Raw genomic sequence first — 16,413 nt, 5'->3', positions numbered from 1 at the left:
CCCCAGCGTGGTCAGCGGGGCGGTGTCGTCGAGGTGGTCGGCGCGCGGTGTGACCGACCCGACCGAGCGTGCGAGGTGGGCGTCTTCACCGGGTCGAACGGAAGGTCCTTCCTGGTCCGTACGGGCACCGCCAGGAACGACGACGCCGTTCCGGTGAGCCGCTTGGCGCGGCGCGGGGTGGCTGCCGTGGCGGGGGCGTTCTTCGACGACCGGCTGTGCCGGGCACCCGCCTTGTGCCGGCCGGCGCGCGCCTCGGCTCCCTTGACGCTCACCGGGTTGGGGATCGGCACGGCGTGCGGGCTGGCGGTGCGGCCCGCGCGCCGGTGCCGTGCGCGTCCGCTGCCGGTCTTGAACCCGAGGGCGGGCCGTTCCACCAGATGCCAGGAGAGGACGGCGAACAGGAGGGCACCGAGCAGGCTCAGCACGATGTAGCCGAGCATCCCGAACCGGGCCCCGCCGAGCAGGGCGATCATCTGCTGCACCGGGAAGCCGTAGATGTAGATGCCGTACGTGTAGTCGTGCCGGCGGCTGATTGCGGACAGCCGCTTCGGCAGCGCGACGGCGGCGAAGAGCACCAGGTAGGCGAACGCCGGCAGGCCCACCGCGAAGAACCCGCCCAGCCACAGTGAGCCGGCCAACGCGACGCCGGCCAGCACGGCCAGCTCCCTGGTCATCGGGATCCGGTGCGCGTACAGGCGGGCGGCGGCACCGAGCAGGAACAGGAAGCCGAGCATCAGCGTCCAGTCGGCGGCGAACGCGCCGAGCAGCGGGAACGGCCCGATCGCGCCGTGTTGCGGCGGACGCGAGCTCCAGGTCGGCGCCGTGAAGAAGTCGCGCAGGACCAGGGCGTAACAGACGGCGGTGAGGACGAGCACCGCGCGAGGTGCCCGGTGCAGCACCGAGGTCACCACCAGGATACCGACGATCCCGTAGAAGGCCAGGTCGTACCGCAGCGTCCACAGTGAACCGTCGAACGCGCTCGGCCCGCCGACGATCAGGCCGTACGGGGTGTCGGCCAGCAACCCGGAGATGGGGAACTGCTCCATCGAGGCGAGGAAGTTCGTCGTGACGTAGTCGAAGGGCCCCTCCGGGTGCCCCCAGAACCCGTCGAGGTTGCCGTTCTCGTACAGCGCGGCCAGCGGCGCGAAGACGAACGCGGTGACCAGCAGGCAGGCCCACAACCCGGGGAAGACCCGCAGTAGGCGGGCGCGGACGTACTGGCGCAGCGTGGAGCGCAGCGCGCTGTCGGTGATGAGGAAGCCCGAGATCAGGAAGAATCCGTACAGGCACAGGGTGCCGAGGTCGCTCTGCCGGCCGAAGGTGGCCGCGCCGAGGTTGTGCTGGCCGAAGCCGAGCGGGCCGGCGTGCGCGATGATCACGCCACACGCCATCGCCAGGCGAAGGACGCCGAAGGCGTTGTGCTGGGCGGAGTATCTGCCCTGCAGCGTCGCGGAACGCTGCCCGTTCAACTTCGCCTGCACCTGACGACTCCTCTGATCACTGAACTGTTGGACCGACGGATCGGAGCGCCGCCGATCGATGTGCCAATTATCAGTGGATAGAGGAGGTTTGTCCGGAATTTGGTTGATTGTCCGGATCAGCCGACGTCAGCTGACGGCGGCGGCGGTGCGGCGACGCTGCACGACCCGACGGGCCGGTACGTTCAGCAGCCCCGCCAGGGCAACGACAGAGCGGTCACTCGCCCGCCCGTCACCGAACGGCGACCCTACGACGGCGGTCCGCCCACTGGCGAGGTGGCGGAGCCCGGCCGACAGGAGCCGTTCGGGATCGGTGCCCACCAACTCGCCGCGGCCCGGAGTCAGGGCCTCCGGACGTTCCGTGGTCTCCCTGGTGACCAACAACGGCACCCCCAGGGTGGCGGCCTCCTCCTGGAGCCCGCCCGAGTCGGTGACGACCAGGTCGGCCGTCCGCAGCAGCCCGACCATCTGTGGATACGGCAGTGGTGGCGTGACCCGGGCGTTCGTCACGCCCGCGAGGCCCGCGGTGACCTCCGCGCTGAGCTGCGGGTTCGGATGGGCGACCATAACGATCTGGGCGTCGGGGCACGCCTGCGCCAGGCGACGGAGTCCATCCACAGTGGCCGTCACCCCGTGGCCCCAGTTCTCCCGTCGGTGCACGGTGGCCACGACGAGCTTGCGGGCCGGGTCGACCCATTCCGGTGCCTGGGCCATGCCGCGCTCGACCAGGTCGTGCAGGGCGTCCACGACGGTGTTGCCGGTCACCACGATCGCGCTGGAGCGAATGCCCTCGCCGATGAGGTTCGCCCGGGCCGCCTGTGTTGGTGCCAGGTGCAGCGCGGCGATACGGGCGAGCATGGCCCGGTTGGCCTCCTCCGGGAACGGCCGGTCCAGGTCGTTGGTCCGCAGTCCGGCCTCCAGGTGGACGACCGGGACGTGCCGCCAGAACGCGGCAGTCCCGCCGGCCAGGGCGGTCGTGGTGTCCCCTTGCACCACGACCGCCGCTGGACGGTGGTGTGTGAGCAGCTCGTCGATGCCCGTGATCAGTGCCGCCGCCAGTTCGGCGAGCGAGCCGGTACGCCGTTGCGGGCGCAGACTCACCTCCGGGCGGAGACCGAACGGGGCGAGTGCCTCGGCGACGCGTCCCGGCTGTTGACCGGTATCCGCCACCCGTACCGTGAACCTCGGATCATCGAGGAGACGGTGGATCAGAGGCGCGGTCTTCACTCCTTCCGGCCTGGTGCCGGCGAGGATCAGGACCTCTCGCGGTGTCGAGCTGCTCGCACACATGTCGGGTCAGCTCCTGGCAGCCGCGCGGCGACGCCTGTAGAGCGAGAACCCGCCGGTGGTGCCGGCCACGAGTGCGCCGAGGCCGAGCGCGAGCGGTGCCCCGGCGAGCGGGATCACCGGAATGGGGGGAGCGACCGCGTTGGCGCCACAGCTCGACGTGCCGATGCTGACCCCGGCCAGCGCTCCACCGAGCGCCGTCAGGTTCAGCGCATTGACGGTGAGCTGACCGACGCCCGAGGTGGACTGGCCGTTGAGGGTCAGGTCGATCAGACCCGGGATGCTCAGCCCGGTGTTCGGCGCCGGGTTGACCGGAAGGTTGAGCAGCGTCGTCTCGACACCCAGCAGCGTCGAGACGATCCGGGCGTTGACCAGGGACGCGGTGCCGGTCGCCGACGGGCTGCTGGTGGCGGTGCACGACGAGTAGATGGCGTCGGCGACGAGCGAGATCGTGGCGAGGCCACTGGTACCGAGGGTCAGCGTCACCGCCGCGCCGGGCGTGACGAGGCACGACCCGCCGGGACCGATGGTGATCGAGCCGCCGGTGCCGAGCACGCCGGCGCAGGCCGCCGAGGTTCCGTCGTTGAAGGCCCGGACGTTCTGGGCGAGCACCCCGGCGGTGATGACGGTCTGCGCGCCGAGCACGGCCAGCGGGGGATTCTGGTTACCGGAGATCGACTCGGTGGTGCCGTCGTTGGTGGCCGACGCCGTGCCGGAGCTGGCGAGGCCACCACCGAGCAGGCTGATCTGAAGCGCCGAGGCGGAGGACTGGGAGGTGTCGGCCATCGCCGGGGAGGCCGCCAGGACGACCATGGCGAGACCACCGGCCAGCACCGCGGCGGTGCGGGCGAGACCGGATCTAACTCGTGGCATAGATGTCTACTTTCTGATGTGGGCGATTGCGGGGCGGTCTGTGGTGGGGGTGGTGGTGAGGTGCGTGAGGTGGCTCAGGTGCCGGGGTGGTCGGATCGACCGTGGCCCGTCGTTGCGGCCCGACCGGCGTGCCGGTTGGGCCCGGCGCGGCTGGGCCGGCACGGCGGCCCGGCCCACGGCCGTCTGGCCGACGGCCACTCGACCCACGGCCCGAGCCGGGGCCGGCTGCGGATCGGAGGCGCGGGCGGTCTTCTGCCAGTCCGTGCGGGCCGTCACCATGCGGGCGAAGGCCAGCCAGACCGCCACTGACTGTGCGTAGCTGTACAGCCAGTGGCAGACGCCGAGCAGCAGGGCCTTGGGAATCGACAGCTGCGGCTCACAACGGATCCGGTAGACGATGCCCCACAGGGCGAAGGGTCCGATGCCGAAGACGAGCACCAACGGGGGTACGCCCCAGCCGCCACTGCTCCACCAGCCGCGCAGTCCACCCATCGTGTGGTCGATGTAGTAGGACATCACCACCAGGCAGGCGATGTAGATCGGCGTGCCGAGCAGTTGGGTCCACGGTGCGGCCAGGAAGTGGGCGATCTCCAGGGTGGCCGAGTTGCCGATTCGTGGCGAGCGCAGCACCCGACCGAGGTAGCGGCCACATTGCATCGACCCCTGGGCCCAGCGGGTGCGTTGCCGCACCAGCGGGCGGATCCGGGTCAGCGCCTCCTGGGCCACCCAGCTCTCCGGGCAGTACTCGGTGCGGCCCCCGGCCAGCAGGATGTGCAGGCCCAGCTCGAAGTCCTCAAGGAGGGCGCCGTGCCACGGTGTGCCGTGCTGGTCGGCGATCTCGTTGAGCAAAGACAGTCGGGTGAACTGCCCGTTGCCGCCCATCGCCACGCTGCCGGTGCGTCGCCGCAGCGACTGCATGGCGGCGATCGGGGCGCGGAACTCCATGTCCTGGAGCCGGATCAGCAGCCGTCCCCAGCGACTGACCGCGGTCGGCTCTGCGTACCGGCGCGGCGCGCACTGGAGCATCCGCACCTCCACCTGGACCGCCCCGACCTGCGCCGAACCGAAGTACTGACGGCCGGAGAGGGCCACCGGACCCTGGGGGTCGAGTCGGCTGTCCGCGTCCAGAACCCCGACGATGACCCGACCACGGTCCGCGTTGGCGGGCAACGACTGATCGATGCGTCGCCAGGCGGCGTTGAGCGCGGCGCCCTTGCCCCGTCGCGCGTCCGGTAGCTGACGCTGGATCACGTGAACCCGCGGTTGGTCGGTGAAGGCCGCCAGTTCGGCCAGCGTGCCGTCGTCGGACGCGTCGTCGACGCACCAGACGGTCGCCTGCGGGAAATCGCAGAGCAGACGCCGCACGGTGTCGCCGATGACCGACGCCTCGTTGCGGCACGGCACGATGATGTGCCAGTCGAAGCCGTCCGGGCTGCCGCCCCGACTACGTCCGCTCTTCAGGTGGAACACCAGGATGCTCAGCACGTACGCGCAGAAGCTGACGCACAGCAGGAACGCCGCGGTGTTGAGCAGGGCGAGCGACTGCGTCTCAGTGGACACCGGCGACCGTCCCGGAGATCCGCTTGGTCCGGCTGACCAGGACCACGAAGAGGATCGTGACGGCGATCAGACCGGCGGTCGTGATCACCGAGCCGATCAGCACGTGGCTGCGTTCGTAGCCCAGTTTGAAGCCCCAGGTCTGCATCGAGACCACCACCGCGCCGAGTCGGATCTGGTTCACCGTGACCAGCAGCGCGACGGCCATCGCCAGGGCGTTGAGTCCACGCGTCAGGGAGATGCGGCGGAACCCGATCAACGTCGACGCGAGCACGATCGGCGGGATCAGCAACATCGCGACCGAGCAGCCGCTGGAGACCATGAAGCCGACCCAGCGCTCGTCCAGTGGGAAGATCACGGCCGCGCCGATGGATTTGGTGTCCGCCAACCCGACGGCGTTGACGAGATGGGCGTTCAGCCACGCCTCCGCGCTGGCGATGTCGTGCCACCGCCAGAGCATGGCGACGGCGGCGGCGACTCCGATCAGGCCACCTGCGCTGGCGCGCAGCCACGACCCGCGTCGGGAACCTGTCATCGCTCGCGGCCCAACATGGCGACGAGCCACAGTGCCATACCCAGCACTACCAGCCCGACGCCGACCAGCAACCAGGACTGAACGGCAACCCCGGTGGCGGCAAGGCCACCTCCGATGTGTGGCCCCTTGGTGGGTACTCCGTACATGCCAACTCCCTCGCTAACTCGAAGGCCAGAATGGCACCGCCAAATCGGGCAAAGAGGATAAAGCGGCATAGAAACCCTAAAGAGTGATTAAATGCTTCATGAGTGTGGCAGGCACGTGTCCCGAGCGGTTGCATCCCTTGCCACACAACAGGTTCAGCGTCCCGATAGTTCGTGCAGAGGTGGTCAAGATGGTGACCGGTATCCCCGGACGCACGGCCACGCCGGCGCCGTCGAGGTGGCGGGCGATGGCCGGGTGGAAGAAGGCGGGCCTCGCCCTGCTCCTGATGTTCGGCGTACTCTGCGCCGGCCTCGTCACCGTCGGCTTCGGCCTGAAGCACCGGTACGAGGGCCGGGTCCAGCGCGAGGACATCCTCGGCCAGGGCACCCACGACGACCGCAGGTGGGAGTCGGGGCCGCTCAATCTGCTGCTGCTCGGGTCGGACTCCCGCGACGGCGAGCCGGACCAGGCCCTCTACCTCGGGCAGCGGTCGGACACCATCATGCTGGTGCACGTCAACGCCGCGCGAGAGGCGGCCACCGTCGTCTCCATCCCCCGGGACAGTTACGTCGACGTGCCCGCGGCGGGGCAGACCTGGGCCGGCGGCCCCAACAAGATCAACGCTGCGTTCGCGTTCGGCGGGGCCGCCCTGGCCGCCGAGACGGTCGCCAAGCTCACCGGGCTACCACTCGACGGCGTGCTGGTGGCCAACTTCGCCGCCGTCCGCAAGCTGGTGGACGCGGTGGAGGGGATCAACGTGTGCCTGCCGTACACCGTCAAGTCCTCGGACACCGGCACCACCTGGCCCGCCGGCTGCCACGACCTGGACGGCAGGGCGGCCGACGACCTGATGCGGCAGCGGCACGGCGTGCCCGGCGGAGACTTCGGCCGCATCCACGACCAGCAGCTCGTGGTACGCGCCCTGGCCGAGCGGGTCACCGCGACAGATCTGCTCACCAGCCCGACCCGCCTCGACCGGGTGCTCACTACCGCTGCCGAATCGCTTGTCGTCGACCGCGACCTGAACCTCACCGACCTCGCCCTCGTGCTGCGCAAGGTGAAGCCGGAGACCGTCCAGTTCGTCACCGTCCCGTTCAGTGACGCGAACCTGCAGACCCCGGCCGGGTCCGCGGTGCGGCTGGACGAGGCCCGGGCCCCGGCGCTCTTCGCCGCACTGCGCGAGGACCGGGTGGCGCAGTGGGTCGCGGCCAACCCGCAGGCGCCGCCGGTTAACTGAGCACGAGGAAAAGTCGGCGGGTGAGAGGTCCCCAGGACCCCCACCCGCCGACTTCTGTGGGGCCAGGTCTAGCGCGACCGCCGCCAGTAGCGGCAGGTCCAGTCCACCTGGTGCAGCTCGTCCTCGATGCCGTGTTCGGCGCGGAAGTCGTCGACGGCCTGTTTGCAGCCACGTACCGCGTGGTAGTCGTCGATGATCACGTAGCCTCCGACGGAGAGCTTCGGGTAGAGCGAGCGCAGCGCGACCATCGTCGAGTCGTAGAGGTCCCCGTCGAGACGCATCACCGAGATCTGCTCCACCGGCGCTGTCGGCAGGGTGTCCGAGAACCAGCCCTTGAGGAACCGGACCTGGCCGTCGAGTAGCCCGTACCGTTCGAAGTTCGCCTTCACCTGCTCCAACGACACCGCCAGGAAGGGCACCTGCCAGAGCGCGTCCTCGACGTCCTCGACCCGGTGGGGAGCCGGCTTCGGCAGGCCGCGGAACGAGTCCGCGACCCACACCGTCCGGTCCCGGTCGCCGTAGGCGCGCAGCATCCCGCGCATGAAGATGACCGCCCCGCCCCGCCACACACCGGTCTCGATCAGGTCACCGGGCACGCCCCGCTCCAACACGTCCTTGACGCATCGCTCCAGGTTGTCCAGCCGCCGCAGCCCGATCATGGTCTCTGCCTCCGGCGGCCAGTCCCGGCCGGTGGCCCGCGCCTCCGCGTCGAACGGGAACTGGAGCACCAGCTCCAGGCCCTTGCGTCGCAGCAGGTGCCGGCCGTGCTGAAGGATCCGGCCGTGCAGGGAGCCCTGACGTGGCTGGTACGGCATCCACGTCTCGCGGAAGACGTAGCGGGTCAACGCCTTCTTGAGCAGATCGCAGTAGAGGGCGCGGGGGTCGTCCAGCGACGGCTCGGACGCCTGTGTGGGTATCAACATCTCACTCATCGGCCTGTCTCCTTGTCGGTGTCGTTTGTAGCCAGCTGGTCGGGCCGCCTGTCGTGGGCGGGCAGCCGACCGTTGCTCCGGCCGTCGTCAGCCCCAGCGATCGGCGTCCCCGACGGCTACCGCCCGTCGCAGCACCACGGGCCCGGTGGAGGGTCGTTCCGCACTCGGCCGCCCGGCGGCCAGCAACTCCTGCCCGAAGACCGGCCAATGGTCCGTGTGGTTGGCCACCGGGGCGTCCGGGGAAGGCTCCGGCAGCGCTGCCTCCACCACCGGTGACCGCCAGGCCGTCTCGGGCCGGGCCAACGGTCGGCCGAGAACACCCGCCACGGCGGGGGAGCCACCCCAGGCCGGAGCCGCGGGCTCGGGCTGGGCGGTGGGCGTCGGCACGTGCTCGGGCCGGTCCGGGGCATCCGTCACCACCGGGTTCGGCTGGGTGATGGCATCCTCGATCCGGGTCGGCTCGGCCGGTGCCTCCGGGGGCGCCACGACGCCGCCCCCGGTGCTCTCGACCGGGTGACGCTCGACCGGCACGCTGCCAGCCGTCGCGCTTGCGACCGGCTTGCGGTGGACGGGCGTGCGCTCGACCGTCGTGCCCTCGACCGTCCTACCCTCGACGGTCCTGCCGGCCGTGGCCGACTCACCCGAGCTCTGTCGGCGGTGCCGTCCGGGCGGCCCAGACTTGTCCTCGACCAGGGCGCTGACCAGCTCACGGATGACCGCGCCCTGAGCGCCCGCCTTCGTCGCCGGCAGCGCCAGGGCATCCTGGGTCGCGCCCGGCACCAGGGCCGGTTGCTCGCTGCTCGACCGGTGGTCCGGTCGGGGCACCGCTCCGATGACCACGACCCCCGCCAGCGGCAGCCCGAGCTGTTGCACGAGTCGGGCCGCCCGGGTGCTGTCGTCCAGGTTCGTCCGGCCGGCGCGGACGACCAGCAGCACGCCGTCCGCGTGCTGGGCGAACGCCGAGATCTCCCGTCCGGCCAGGATCGGCGGCGCGTGGACGATCACGCAGTCCTCGTCCTCGCCCAGCGCGTTGAGCAGGCCGCCCAGCTCGTGCAGGGCCTCCGTGTCGGCGCCCTCGCGGGGCTCGGCCGGCAGCACGGTCAGGGTGGGGAAGTCGACCAGGCGCACCGGCGGGCACTTCTGGGCCAGCACCTGCTGCCAGGTGTGCGGTGCCTCCGGGAAGTGTCCCGACAGCACCGGGTCGCGTACCGCCCCGTCCACCAGCGTGGCCCGACAGTGCTCATCGGCCATGCCGAGACCGAGCAGGGCGGTCACCAACGCCTTGCCGTCGTCGTCGTGCGCGCTGGTCACCAGCAGCCGACGACGGGGCAGGGGAGCGGTGAGCACACTGAGCGTCGAGATCGTGGCGCGCACCGCGTCGGCGACGTTGGTGCGGGCGTACAGCGCGGCGGCGTGGTGGCGGGCGAAGCGGCGCGGCAGCTTCGGCAGCACCCCGACCACCGGCAGGCCCAGGCGCGCCTCGATCTGGCCGATGTCGCGCAGCCGGCTGTCGAACCGGTCGCGCAGCATGGTCGCGCCCCAACCGGCCAGCAGCCCGGCCAGGGCTCCGAGCACGCCGTTCAGCAGCGGCCGCGGGAAGGCCGGCCGGGTCGGCGGGCTGGCGGTGTCGAGAACCCGTGCGTTGATGCTGGTGGAACCGCCCATGTCCAGTCGGCCCAGCTGTTGACTGACGGCGCGGGAGGCGGCGTTCGCGATCGCGGCGGCCTGCGTGCCGGTTCCGGCGTTCGCGTGCACGGTGATGATCTGGAGGCCCAGTTCGTACTCGCCGCTGACGTGACCGAGCACGGCCCGCTCGGGAAGTTGCAGTGAACGCGCCGCTTCCAGCGCGACCTCCCGGGACCCGACAAGTCGGGCGATGGTGGGCGTGAGGTTCTGCGCGAGGGTCAGATCCGCCGGTCCGTCCTCGTTGGTCTGCTCGGCGCTGACCAGCACCGAGGCCTCCGCCTCGTAGCGCGCAGGGAGGAGCTGGGTCACTCCCTGGGCGGCGGCCAGGCCCGCGCACAGGCCGAGCAGCGGTACGCCCACCCGGCGCCAGGAGGCACCGAGCAGACCTTTGACATCTATCGACGCGCTCATCAGGCGATCGCCTCTCTGGTTGGGTGCCCGGCCTCGGCGGGCGATGTGCGCAGCGACCGGGCCGGGGACCGCAGTCCGCGCCAGGTCGTGCAGAGGGTCTCGGCGATCCGGTCCCAGCCGAACTCGGCGCCGGCGCGGGCCAACCCACGGTTGGCCAACTGGCCGGAGAGCGCCGGGTCGTCGCGCAGCCGCGCGAGGCGGGCGGCGAGCGCGGAGACGTCGCCGGCGGGGAAGACGAGACCGGCGTCGCCCACCACGTAGGGGATCTCGCCGACGTCGCTGCCCACGACGGGTACGCCACAGGCCATCGCCTCGACCAGCACCCGGCCGAACTGCTCGCGCAGCGGGATACCGATCCACGGAAGGGTGTTGCGCTGCACCACCTCGATCGATGGCATCGCCAACACGTCCATGTCGTTCAGCAGCGTGGGCAACTCGGCGTGCCCGGCCCAGCCGTGCCGGTGCACCCGGCCCGGTCGGCGCGCGGCGGCCCGTTCGATCTCGGCGCCGAGGCTGCCCTCCCCGACCAGCGACACGTCGCAGTCGATCAGCTCGGCGGCTCGTAGCAGGTCGACCACGCCCTTGTGTGGCTCGAACCGCCCGACGAACCCGACAGTGAACGGCCGCGCGACCGGATCGGTGGGCAGCGGCCGGAACATCCGGGTGTCCACGCCGAGCGGCACGATCGTGGCCGGGCCCCGGTAACCCTTGATCCGCAGCACGTTCAGCGCCGCGGGTGTGATCGGGAAGGCGTGGTCGACGGAGAGGTAGGACTGTCGCTCGATCCGGGGGAACGGCACCGGAAAGCGGGTGACCACGTTCTGCGCGGCGTACAACGTGGTGGGCACCCCGGCCCAGCAGCGTTGACGCAGCCGCAGCGCCTGCCAGGTGGTGAGGTACGCGGCCTCGCCGATGACGTGCAGGATGTCGGGGCGGGCGGTGGTCACGTCGTGCTGGCCGGGCAGCCGGAACAGCACCGAGGCCATGTGCCCGGTCAGCGACTCGCCGAGCAGATGCGGAACGACGTGGTACCGCAGCCGGTGGTGTCGACGGGCCAGCCGGGCCAGTTCGCGTCGGGTCGTCGGGGACACGTCCGCGGCGAGCACAGTGAGGGTGACGTCCGGCTGTTCACACAGGACGTCGAACAGGTCCGTCCAGTGTTCGGTGCGCTTGCCGACGACCGTTGTCAGGACGTGCATCACGCTCCTCCTCTCGTTTCAGGTCTGTTGACAGCGATTCGGCCGACGCGGGTCCAGGCGCGCAGCCGGGCCGTCCCGGCCCGGGGTTGCACCGGCATCCGCGCCCCGGCCAGTCCGATGCCGATCAGTGCGCGCAGCAGCACCACGCCGCGTACCGCGCGCAGGGTGCCGGCGCGGTGGCGGGCGAAGAACCGCAGCATGCTGCGGTACAGGTGGGGCCAGATCCAGGCCGGGTCGGAGCTGCTCGCCCCGCCGGTGTGCACGGCGGTCACCGAGGGCACGTACAGCACCTGGGCACCGTGCCGGGCCGCCTGGAGGCACAACTCCTCGTCCTCGTAGTACAGGAAGTAGCCCTCGTCGAGGCCGCCGATTGCCTCGAACAGGTCGCGACGCACCGCCAGGCAGGCACCGGAGAGCCAGTCCACAGCCACTGGCTGCGCCCCGCGCACACAGGCGTCGTACGCGGCCCGGCGCTGCCGACCGCTGAGCAACCGTCGCAGCGAGACCGGCACCAGCGACCCACCGAACCGGCTGGCCAGCACCGTGGCGAGGGATTCGAAGCGGTGGGCGCTGATCGCGACCCGGCCGTGCGCGTCGGTGAGCCGTGGCCCCGCGATGCCCACCGACGGTCGGTCGCGTAGCACCCGGACCAGTTCCGCCACCGCACCGGGGGTGACCACGCAGTCCGGGTTGACCAAAAGCACGACGTCGGTGTCGACCCCGGCCGCGGCCCGGTTCACGGCGGTGGCGAACCCGGTGTTGGTGGGGCTGGCGAGGACCGTCACCTCGGGGAAGCGGCGTCGGACGAGCTCGACAGTGGCGTCGGTGGAGGCATTGTCCACCAACCGCACCGGCACCTGCGCCTGCCGCAGCGCGCTCAGGGCGGCGACGATCTGTCCTGCCGAGTTGTGGGTGACCACCACCGCGGTGGCGTCGGCCGCGCTCATGCCGCCACACCCGTTCGGGCCAGGACGTCGCGTAGCAGCGGCGGTTGTGCGGTTCGCCGCAGCCGCGTCCCCTCGTGGTGTGCTGTGAGGAGGGTCAGCGCCGGCAACAGGCCCAACTCCCAGTGCCCGTCGGTCGGCGCGGCGAAGAGGGCGGCGGCCAGGAAACCGCAGCACAGCGCCGCGAACGGCAGCGCGATCCCGTCCCGACTTTGCAGGCCGACGCGGATGCTGCGCAGGATCGGCCAGAGGACCAGCAGGAGGCCGACCAGCCCGAGGTTGGCCAGCACCGTGACGTAGAAGGCGTGGTACACCGGACCGACGTCGGTGAAGGTGAAGCCGGACAGGTAGATGTCCGGCGTGGTCTGTCCGAGGCCCGCCCCGACCAACGGCTGGTCGGCGAAGACGCCCAGGCCCACCTCGGACTCCACCCCCCGGTAACCGGCGGACTGCTCGAACCCTTTGGTGATCTCCGTGGCGCGCTCCCGTACCCCTGGTTGCAGGGCCAGGATCGCGGCCACCGCGACCGCCGCCGCGGCAGTGGCGGCCAGGCCGGTGCGGACCGTGCGACCGCCACGAACCAGCATGATCAGCCCGGTGAGTGCCGCGGCGAGCCAGATCCCCCGGTACGACGCGAGGAGCACGTCGACGGCGAAGAACCCGCCGAGCAGGAGGGCACCGGCCCGACGCCAACCCCGCACCCGACCGGCGATCCAGATCAGCGCGGGGATGGCCATGAGGGTGATGAGCCCGCCGTGGCGCCCCGGTGCCGTCACCGAGATGGCGGTGAAGGCCCCCGCCAGCACCACGTACAGGATGCCGGCGGCCAGGATCCGACGGGGCGTGGTGAGGGTGTGGGTGGCGACGAAGAAGTACACCGGGATCGTGGCCACCTGGTACGCGGCGACCAGTACCTCGGCCGGGAGGTTGCCGACGGCCAGGCCGTAGGTGGCCGCCACGACGGTCAACCCGACCAGGACCAGCATCCCCACGTCGGCGGCGGTACGCCGGATGCCCCGCTCCGCCCCGAGCCAGTGGCGGGTGGCCAGCGCGGCACCGCCGGCGGCCAGCAGCAGCACCTTCACCGCGATGTAGCCGCGCACGTCGCCGCCGCTGAGCACAGCACCCACCACGGCGCCGCCGATGATGCCGACCGGCAGCACTGCCCAGGGCCAGAGCAGGAACGCGCCGAAACACAGCACTCCGACGGCGGCGGCCAGGCCGACCGGCCCGGGCAGCAGGGTGACCACTGTCACCACACCGCCCAGCGCGGCCCCGGCGAGCACCACACCGGGCGCGACGATCGGCACTCTCATCGCGGCAACCCCGCCAACAGGGAACGCAGCTGGACGCCCCGCGCCAACCAGCTGTTGCGGGCGGCGACCTCTCGGCGTCGGGCGGCGTCGTCGGGCGCGCCGGCGCGGTCCAGCGCGTCGGCCAGCGCCGCGGCGAAGCTCGCCGGGTCGCCGGCGAGGGCGATGGTGTCGCCCAGGGACCGCAGCGCCGGCAGCGGCGTCGCGACGACGGGCTTGCCGAGGGCCAGGTATTCGTAGCACTTCTTCGGGTGCACGTAGTCGATCAGCCCACCAACCCGGTAGGGGATCATGGTGACGTCGCAGGCCCGCAGGATGCCCGGCACGTCCGCGAAGCGGACTGCGTCGACAAGCACCACGTTGGACAGTCCGGCGAGCGGGGCACGGCCGGCCCGGGTGGACGGCCCGACCAACACGAACGTCCACTCCGGGTGGGCGCGCGCCACCGAGGCGACCAGGTCCGCGTCGAAGGCCCGGGTGTCGACCGCCCCGCTGTAGCCGATCAGTGGTCGGCGCAGGCCGAGCAACCAGGGTGCGACCGGGCCGTCCGGCGAGAAGCGGTCCGGGTCGCATCCGTTCGCCAGGACCACCGGTGCCGGGTCGGAGGTGGGCATCCGGTCGGGTAGCGCGGTGGACGAGGCGAGGACGAGGTCGGCGGCGCCGACGGCGGAGCGCAGCGCGCGGCGCAGGTGCCAACGGTTCCAGGGGCGGGTGAACGTCCAGTCCAGGTCGGTGGCGTCGTAGACGACGGCGGACGCGTCCAGCCGGGCGGCGACCGGCGCGGCCAGGTCCTCGTCCAGCCAGAGCAGTCGTACGGATGCCCCACGCCGGCGGAACCAGCGGCCCAGCACCCGCGCGGCGAGCCAGCGGTTGACCCGGTTGACCGGAGGCAGGTGCCTACCGAACGGCAGCAGCGCCGGACCGGCGCACTGCCACAGGCCGTCGGCCACCTTCCGGACCTGGACCCGCCAGCGCGGGAGGTGCCCGGTCGGGTCGACGAAGAGAACCCGGTGGTCCACGGCCAGCTCGCGGGCCAGCGCGTGCTGCCGGTGGGCGCCGTTCGCCCACGGCGTGCCGCTGAAGATGACCACCCAGTCGCGGTCGCCGTCGGCGGGCGGCACGACCGCTGCGGTCGCCGGTTGCAGGGTGCTCGTGTGCTCAGCCACGGCCCGACCGTTCCATCGGCCGTGGCGCTTCGGCGGGCAGCAACTCGTCCTCGCCGAGGCGGCCGAGCACCGGGCGGGCGCGCTCGTCGTCGAGTCGCAGCAGTCGGGCGCCCGCGTGCCGGTCCAGCCAGCCACGCAGTGCTCCGGCCGCGATCCGCCGGTTGATCCAGTTGAGAAGCGGCACCGCATCACCCAGCGGCAGCGCTGTCGGTGCGACGGCGTGCCAGGCCGCCGCACCGATCGGGGTCACCTCGCACCGCCAGCGCGGCCGGCGTCCCGGCGGGTCGACGAAGAGCAACCGTTGCCCGGGGGCCAACTTCCCCAGCACCGCCGAATGCCCGTCGACGGACCATCGGGTCCGGCTGAACAGCACCACCCAGTCGCGGGTGTCACCGTCGGGCAGCGGACCGACGTCGCCGCGCAGCGCGGCGAGCAGGTCGCCCAGACCCAGCTGTACGGATCGACCGAGGAGCCGCTTGACCAGGTGGTCGGCGAGCAGCGCGGCCCGGAACACCGGCAACCGGTACCGGGGCTGGGTCAACCGCAGATACCCGACCAGGCTGCCCAGCAGGTGTCGGAAGCGGATGGTCGGCCCGAGCAGCCGGCAGGACGCGCCCCGGCTGTGCGTCACCACGGCGTCCGGGAGCATCCACAGCTGGTGCCCGGCCTGGTCGAGCTGCCGCGCGAGGACCGCGTCGTTCCAGTAGACGGGGAACGCCTCGTCGAAGATGGTCTGTTGTCCGAGCACCGAGCGGCGCAGCAGCATGCAGCTGCCCGAGGCGAGTTGCCGGGGGCGGCTGAAGTCCTCGCCGCGCATCTGGAACCGGTGCAGTGCCTGGCGGAACCCGGGCAGCCGGCGCAGCGCGGTCACCAGCGCGATGGTGGCGGTGAAGCTGGGCTGTTGGACGTAGTGCTGCTGGAAGGTGCCGTCCGGGTTGAGGTACAGCGGGCTGACCCCCGCCACGTCCGGCCGCTCCCGCAGGTGGTCGATCATCCGCGACAGCGCGCCCGGATGGAACCGGATGTCGCTGTTGAGCAGCAGGATCAACTGCCCGTTCGCCCGGCGGTACGCCTGGTTGACGGCGGCGGCGAACCCGGTGTTGTGGTTGTTGCGGATCAGCCGGACCCGGGGTTGGTCGCTGAGCATCTCGGCCGAGCCGTCGGACGAGCCGTTGTCGACGGCCATCACCTCGTAGTCCAGGTCGGGGTCGACTGTCGAGGCCAGCGACTCCAGGCACTGCCGGGTCTGCTCGCGGGTGTTCCAGCTGATCAGGAGCACCGACAGCAGCGGGGCGCCCATCAGGACACCGCCCGGTCGTCGCGGCGGGCGAAGATCCGCAGCAGGTCGCCGAGTTGTGGGTGCGTCACCCGGGGCGACCGGCTGGCGGCGACGTCGGCGACCAGCAGATCGCGGGCGTTGCGCAGCCGTGCCGCCGGTTGCCAGTAGAACCGGGAGAAGACCGTGTCGTGGGAGATCACCCGGAACCCGGACTCCACGAGCATCCGGACCAGGGTGTCGGGGGCGAAGTGCCAACGGTGGTAGCGCGATTGGAGGCCGGGCCAGTCGGTGCCGAGTCGGTTGGCGGCGGCGGAGGCGATGTTGGGTACTTCGAGGGCGAGCCAGCCGCCGGGGGTGAGGGCGGTGTGTGCG

15 protein-coding genes are annotated in these 16,413 nt (G+C 71.6%); 1 reads left to right on the top strand and 14 read right to left on the bottom strand.

What is annotated here, in order from left to right; translation table 11 throughout:
- Positions 1-11: 11 nt before the first annotated feature.
- The 6 genes from AB0B68_RS08040 to AB0B68_RS08015 form a co-directional block, all read right to left on the bottom strand.
- The gene (locus tag AB0B68_RS08040) at positions 12-1,481 is read right to left on the bottom strand and encodes an acyltransferase (protein ID WP_357207242.1); all 1,470 of its coding nucleotides are present in this window, start codon (positions 1,479-1,481) and stop codon (positions 12-14) included.
- A 126-nt stretch (positions 1,482-1,607) separates the two neighbouring features.
- Complete coding sequence (gene wecB / locus AB0B68_RS08035) at positions 1,608-2,768, bottom strand: UDP-N-acetylglucosamine 2-epimerase (non-hydrolyzing) (protein WP_357207244.1); 1,161 nt, start codon at positions 2,766-2,768, stop codon at positions 1,608-1,610.
- Between the two features lie 6 nt (positions 2,769-2,774).
- Positions 2,775-3,638: a choice-of-anchor P family protein gene (locus AB0B68_RS08030; RefSeq protein ID WP_357258485.1), complete on the bottom strand. Its 864-nt coding sequence runs from the start codon at positions 3,636-3,638 to the stop codon at positions 2,775-2,777.
- 6 nt (positions 3,639-3,644) lie between these two features.
- On the bottom strand, positions 3,645-5,198 hold the full coding sequence (locus AB0B68_RS08025; protein WP_357258482.1) for a glycosyltransferase family 2 protein: 1,554 nt from the start codon (positions 5,196-5,198) through the stop codon (positions 3,645-3,647).
- A complete protein-coding gene (locus AB0B68_RS08020; RefSeq protein ID WP_355006645.1) occupies positions 5,188-5,730 on the bottom strand; it encodes a hypothetical protein in 543 nt (180 codons plus the stop codon). Before AB0B68_RS08020 ends, AB0B68_RS08025 begins: the two co-directional genes overlap by 11 nt.
- Positions 5,727-5,876, bottom strand: a complete 150-nt coding sequence (locus AB0B68_RS08015; protein WP_357207250.1) for a peptidase — start codon at positions 5,874-5,876, stop codon at positions 5,727-5,729. The genes AB0B68_RS08020 and AB0B68_RS08015 overlap by 4 nt, the downstream gene beginning before the upstream one ends.
- Positions 5,877-6,064: 188 nt before the next feature.
- Between AB0B68_RS08015 and AB0B68_RS08010 the strand changes: the two genes are divergently transcribed.
- Entirely contained in the window at positions 6,065-7,111 is a 1,047-nt protein-coding gene (locus AB0B68_RS08010; protein ID WP_357207252.1) for an LCP family protein, read from the top strand.
- A gap of 68 nt (positions 7,112-7,179) precedes the next feature.
- On the opposite strand, the gene AB0B68_RS08005 is transcribed toward AB0B68_RS08010, so the two are convergent.
- The 8 genes from AB0B68_RS08005 to AB0B68_RS07970 all read right to left on the bottom strand — a co-directional run.
- The gene (locus AB0B68_RS08005; RefSeq protein ID WP_357196362.1) at positions 7,180-8,043 is read right to left on the bottom strand and encodes a TylF/MycF family methyltransferase; all 864 of its coding nucleotides are present in this window, start codon (positions 8,041-8,043) and stop codon (positions 7,180-7,182) included.
- Between the two features lie 87 nt (positions 8,044-8,130).
- On the bottom strand, positions 8,131-10,140 hold the full coding sequence (locus AB0B68_RS08000; RefSeq protein ID WP_357196360.1) for a hypothetical protein: 2,010 nt from the start codon (positions 10,138-10,140) through the stop codon (positions 8,131-8,133).
- Positions 10,140-11,339 carry a glycosyltransferase gene (locus AB0B68_RS07995; RefSeq protein WP_357196358.1) on the bottom strand — a complete coding sequence of 400 codons (1,200 nt, stop codon included), beginning with the start codon at positions 11,337-11,339 and terminating at the stop codon, positions 10,140-10,142. The genes AB0B68_RS08000 and AB0B68_RS07995 overlap by 1 nt, the downstream gene beginning before the upstream one ends.
- Positions 11,339-12,286: a glycosyltransferase family 2 protein gene (locus tag AB0B68_RS07990; protein WP_357258479.1), complete on the bottom strand. Its 948-nt coding sequence runs from the start codon at positions 12,284-12,286 to the stop codon at positions 11,339-11,341. The genes AB0B68_RS07995 and AB0B68_RS07990 overlap by 1 nt, the downstream gene beginning before the upstream one ends.
- On the bottom strand, positions 12,283-13,599 hold the full coding sequence (locus tag AB0B68_RS07985) for a hypothetical protein (protein WP_357196352.1): 1,317 nt from the start codon (positions 13,597-13,599) through the stop codon (positions 12,283-12,285). Before AB0B68_RS07985 ends, AB0B68_RS07990 begins: the two co-directional genes overlap by 4 nt.
- Positions 13,596-14,762: a glycosyltransferase gene (locus tag AB0B68_RS07980; RefSeq protein ID WP_357258475.1), complete on the bottom strand. Its 1,167-nt coding sequence runs from the start codon at positions 14,760-14,762 to the stop codon at positions 13,596-13,598. Before AB0B68_RS07980 ends, AB0B68_RS07985 begins: the two co-directional genes overlap by 4 nt.
- Positions 14,755-16,062: a glycosyltransferase family 2 protein gene (locus AB0B68_RS07975; RefSeq protein ID WP_357258472.1), complete on the bottom strand. Its 1,308-nt coding sequence runs from the start codon at positions 16,060-16,062 to the stop codon at positions 14,755-14,757. Before AB0B68_RS07975 ends, AB0B68_RS07980 begins: the two co-directional genes overlap by 8 nt.
- Positions 16,062-16,413, bottom strand: a 352-nt coding sequence (locus AB0B68_RS07970) for a methyltransferase domain-containing protein (RefSeq protein ID WP_357258469.1), incomplete at its 5' end; no start/stop codon positions are given. The genes AB0B68_RS07975 and AB0B68_RS07970, both read right to left, overlap by 1 nt.

Origin of the sequence: Micromonospora sp. NPDC049049 (genome assembly GCF_040649115.1) — a bacterium.
GTDB lineage: Bacteria > Actinomycetota > Actinomycetes > Mycobacteriales > Micromonosporaceae > Micromonospora.
Note: the sequence above shows the minus strand (reverse complement) of the source record. Positions and strands in the feature narration are given on the sequence as shown.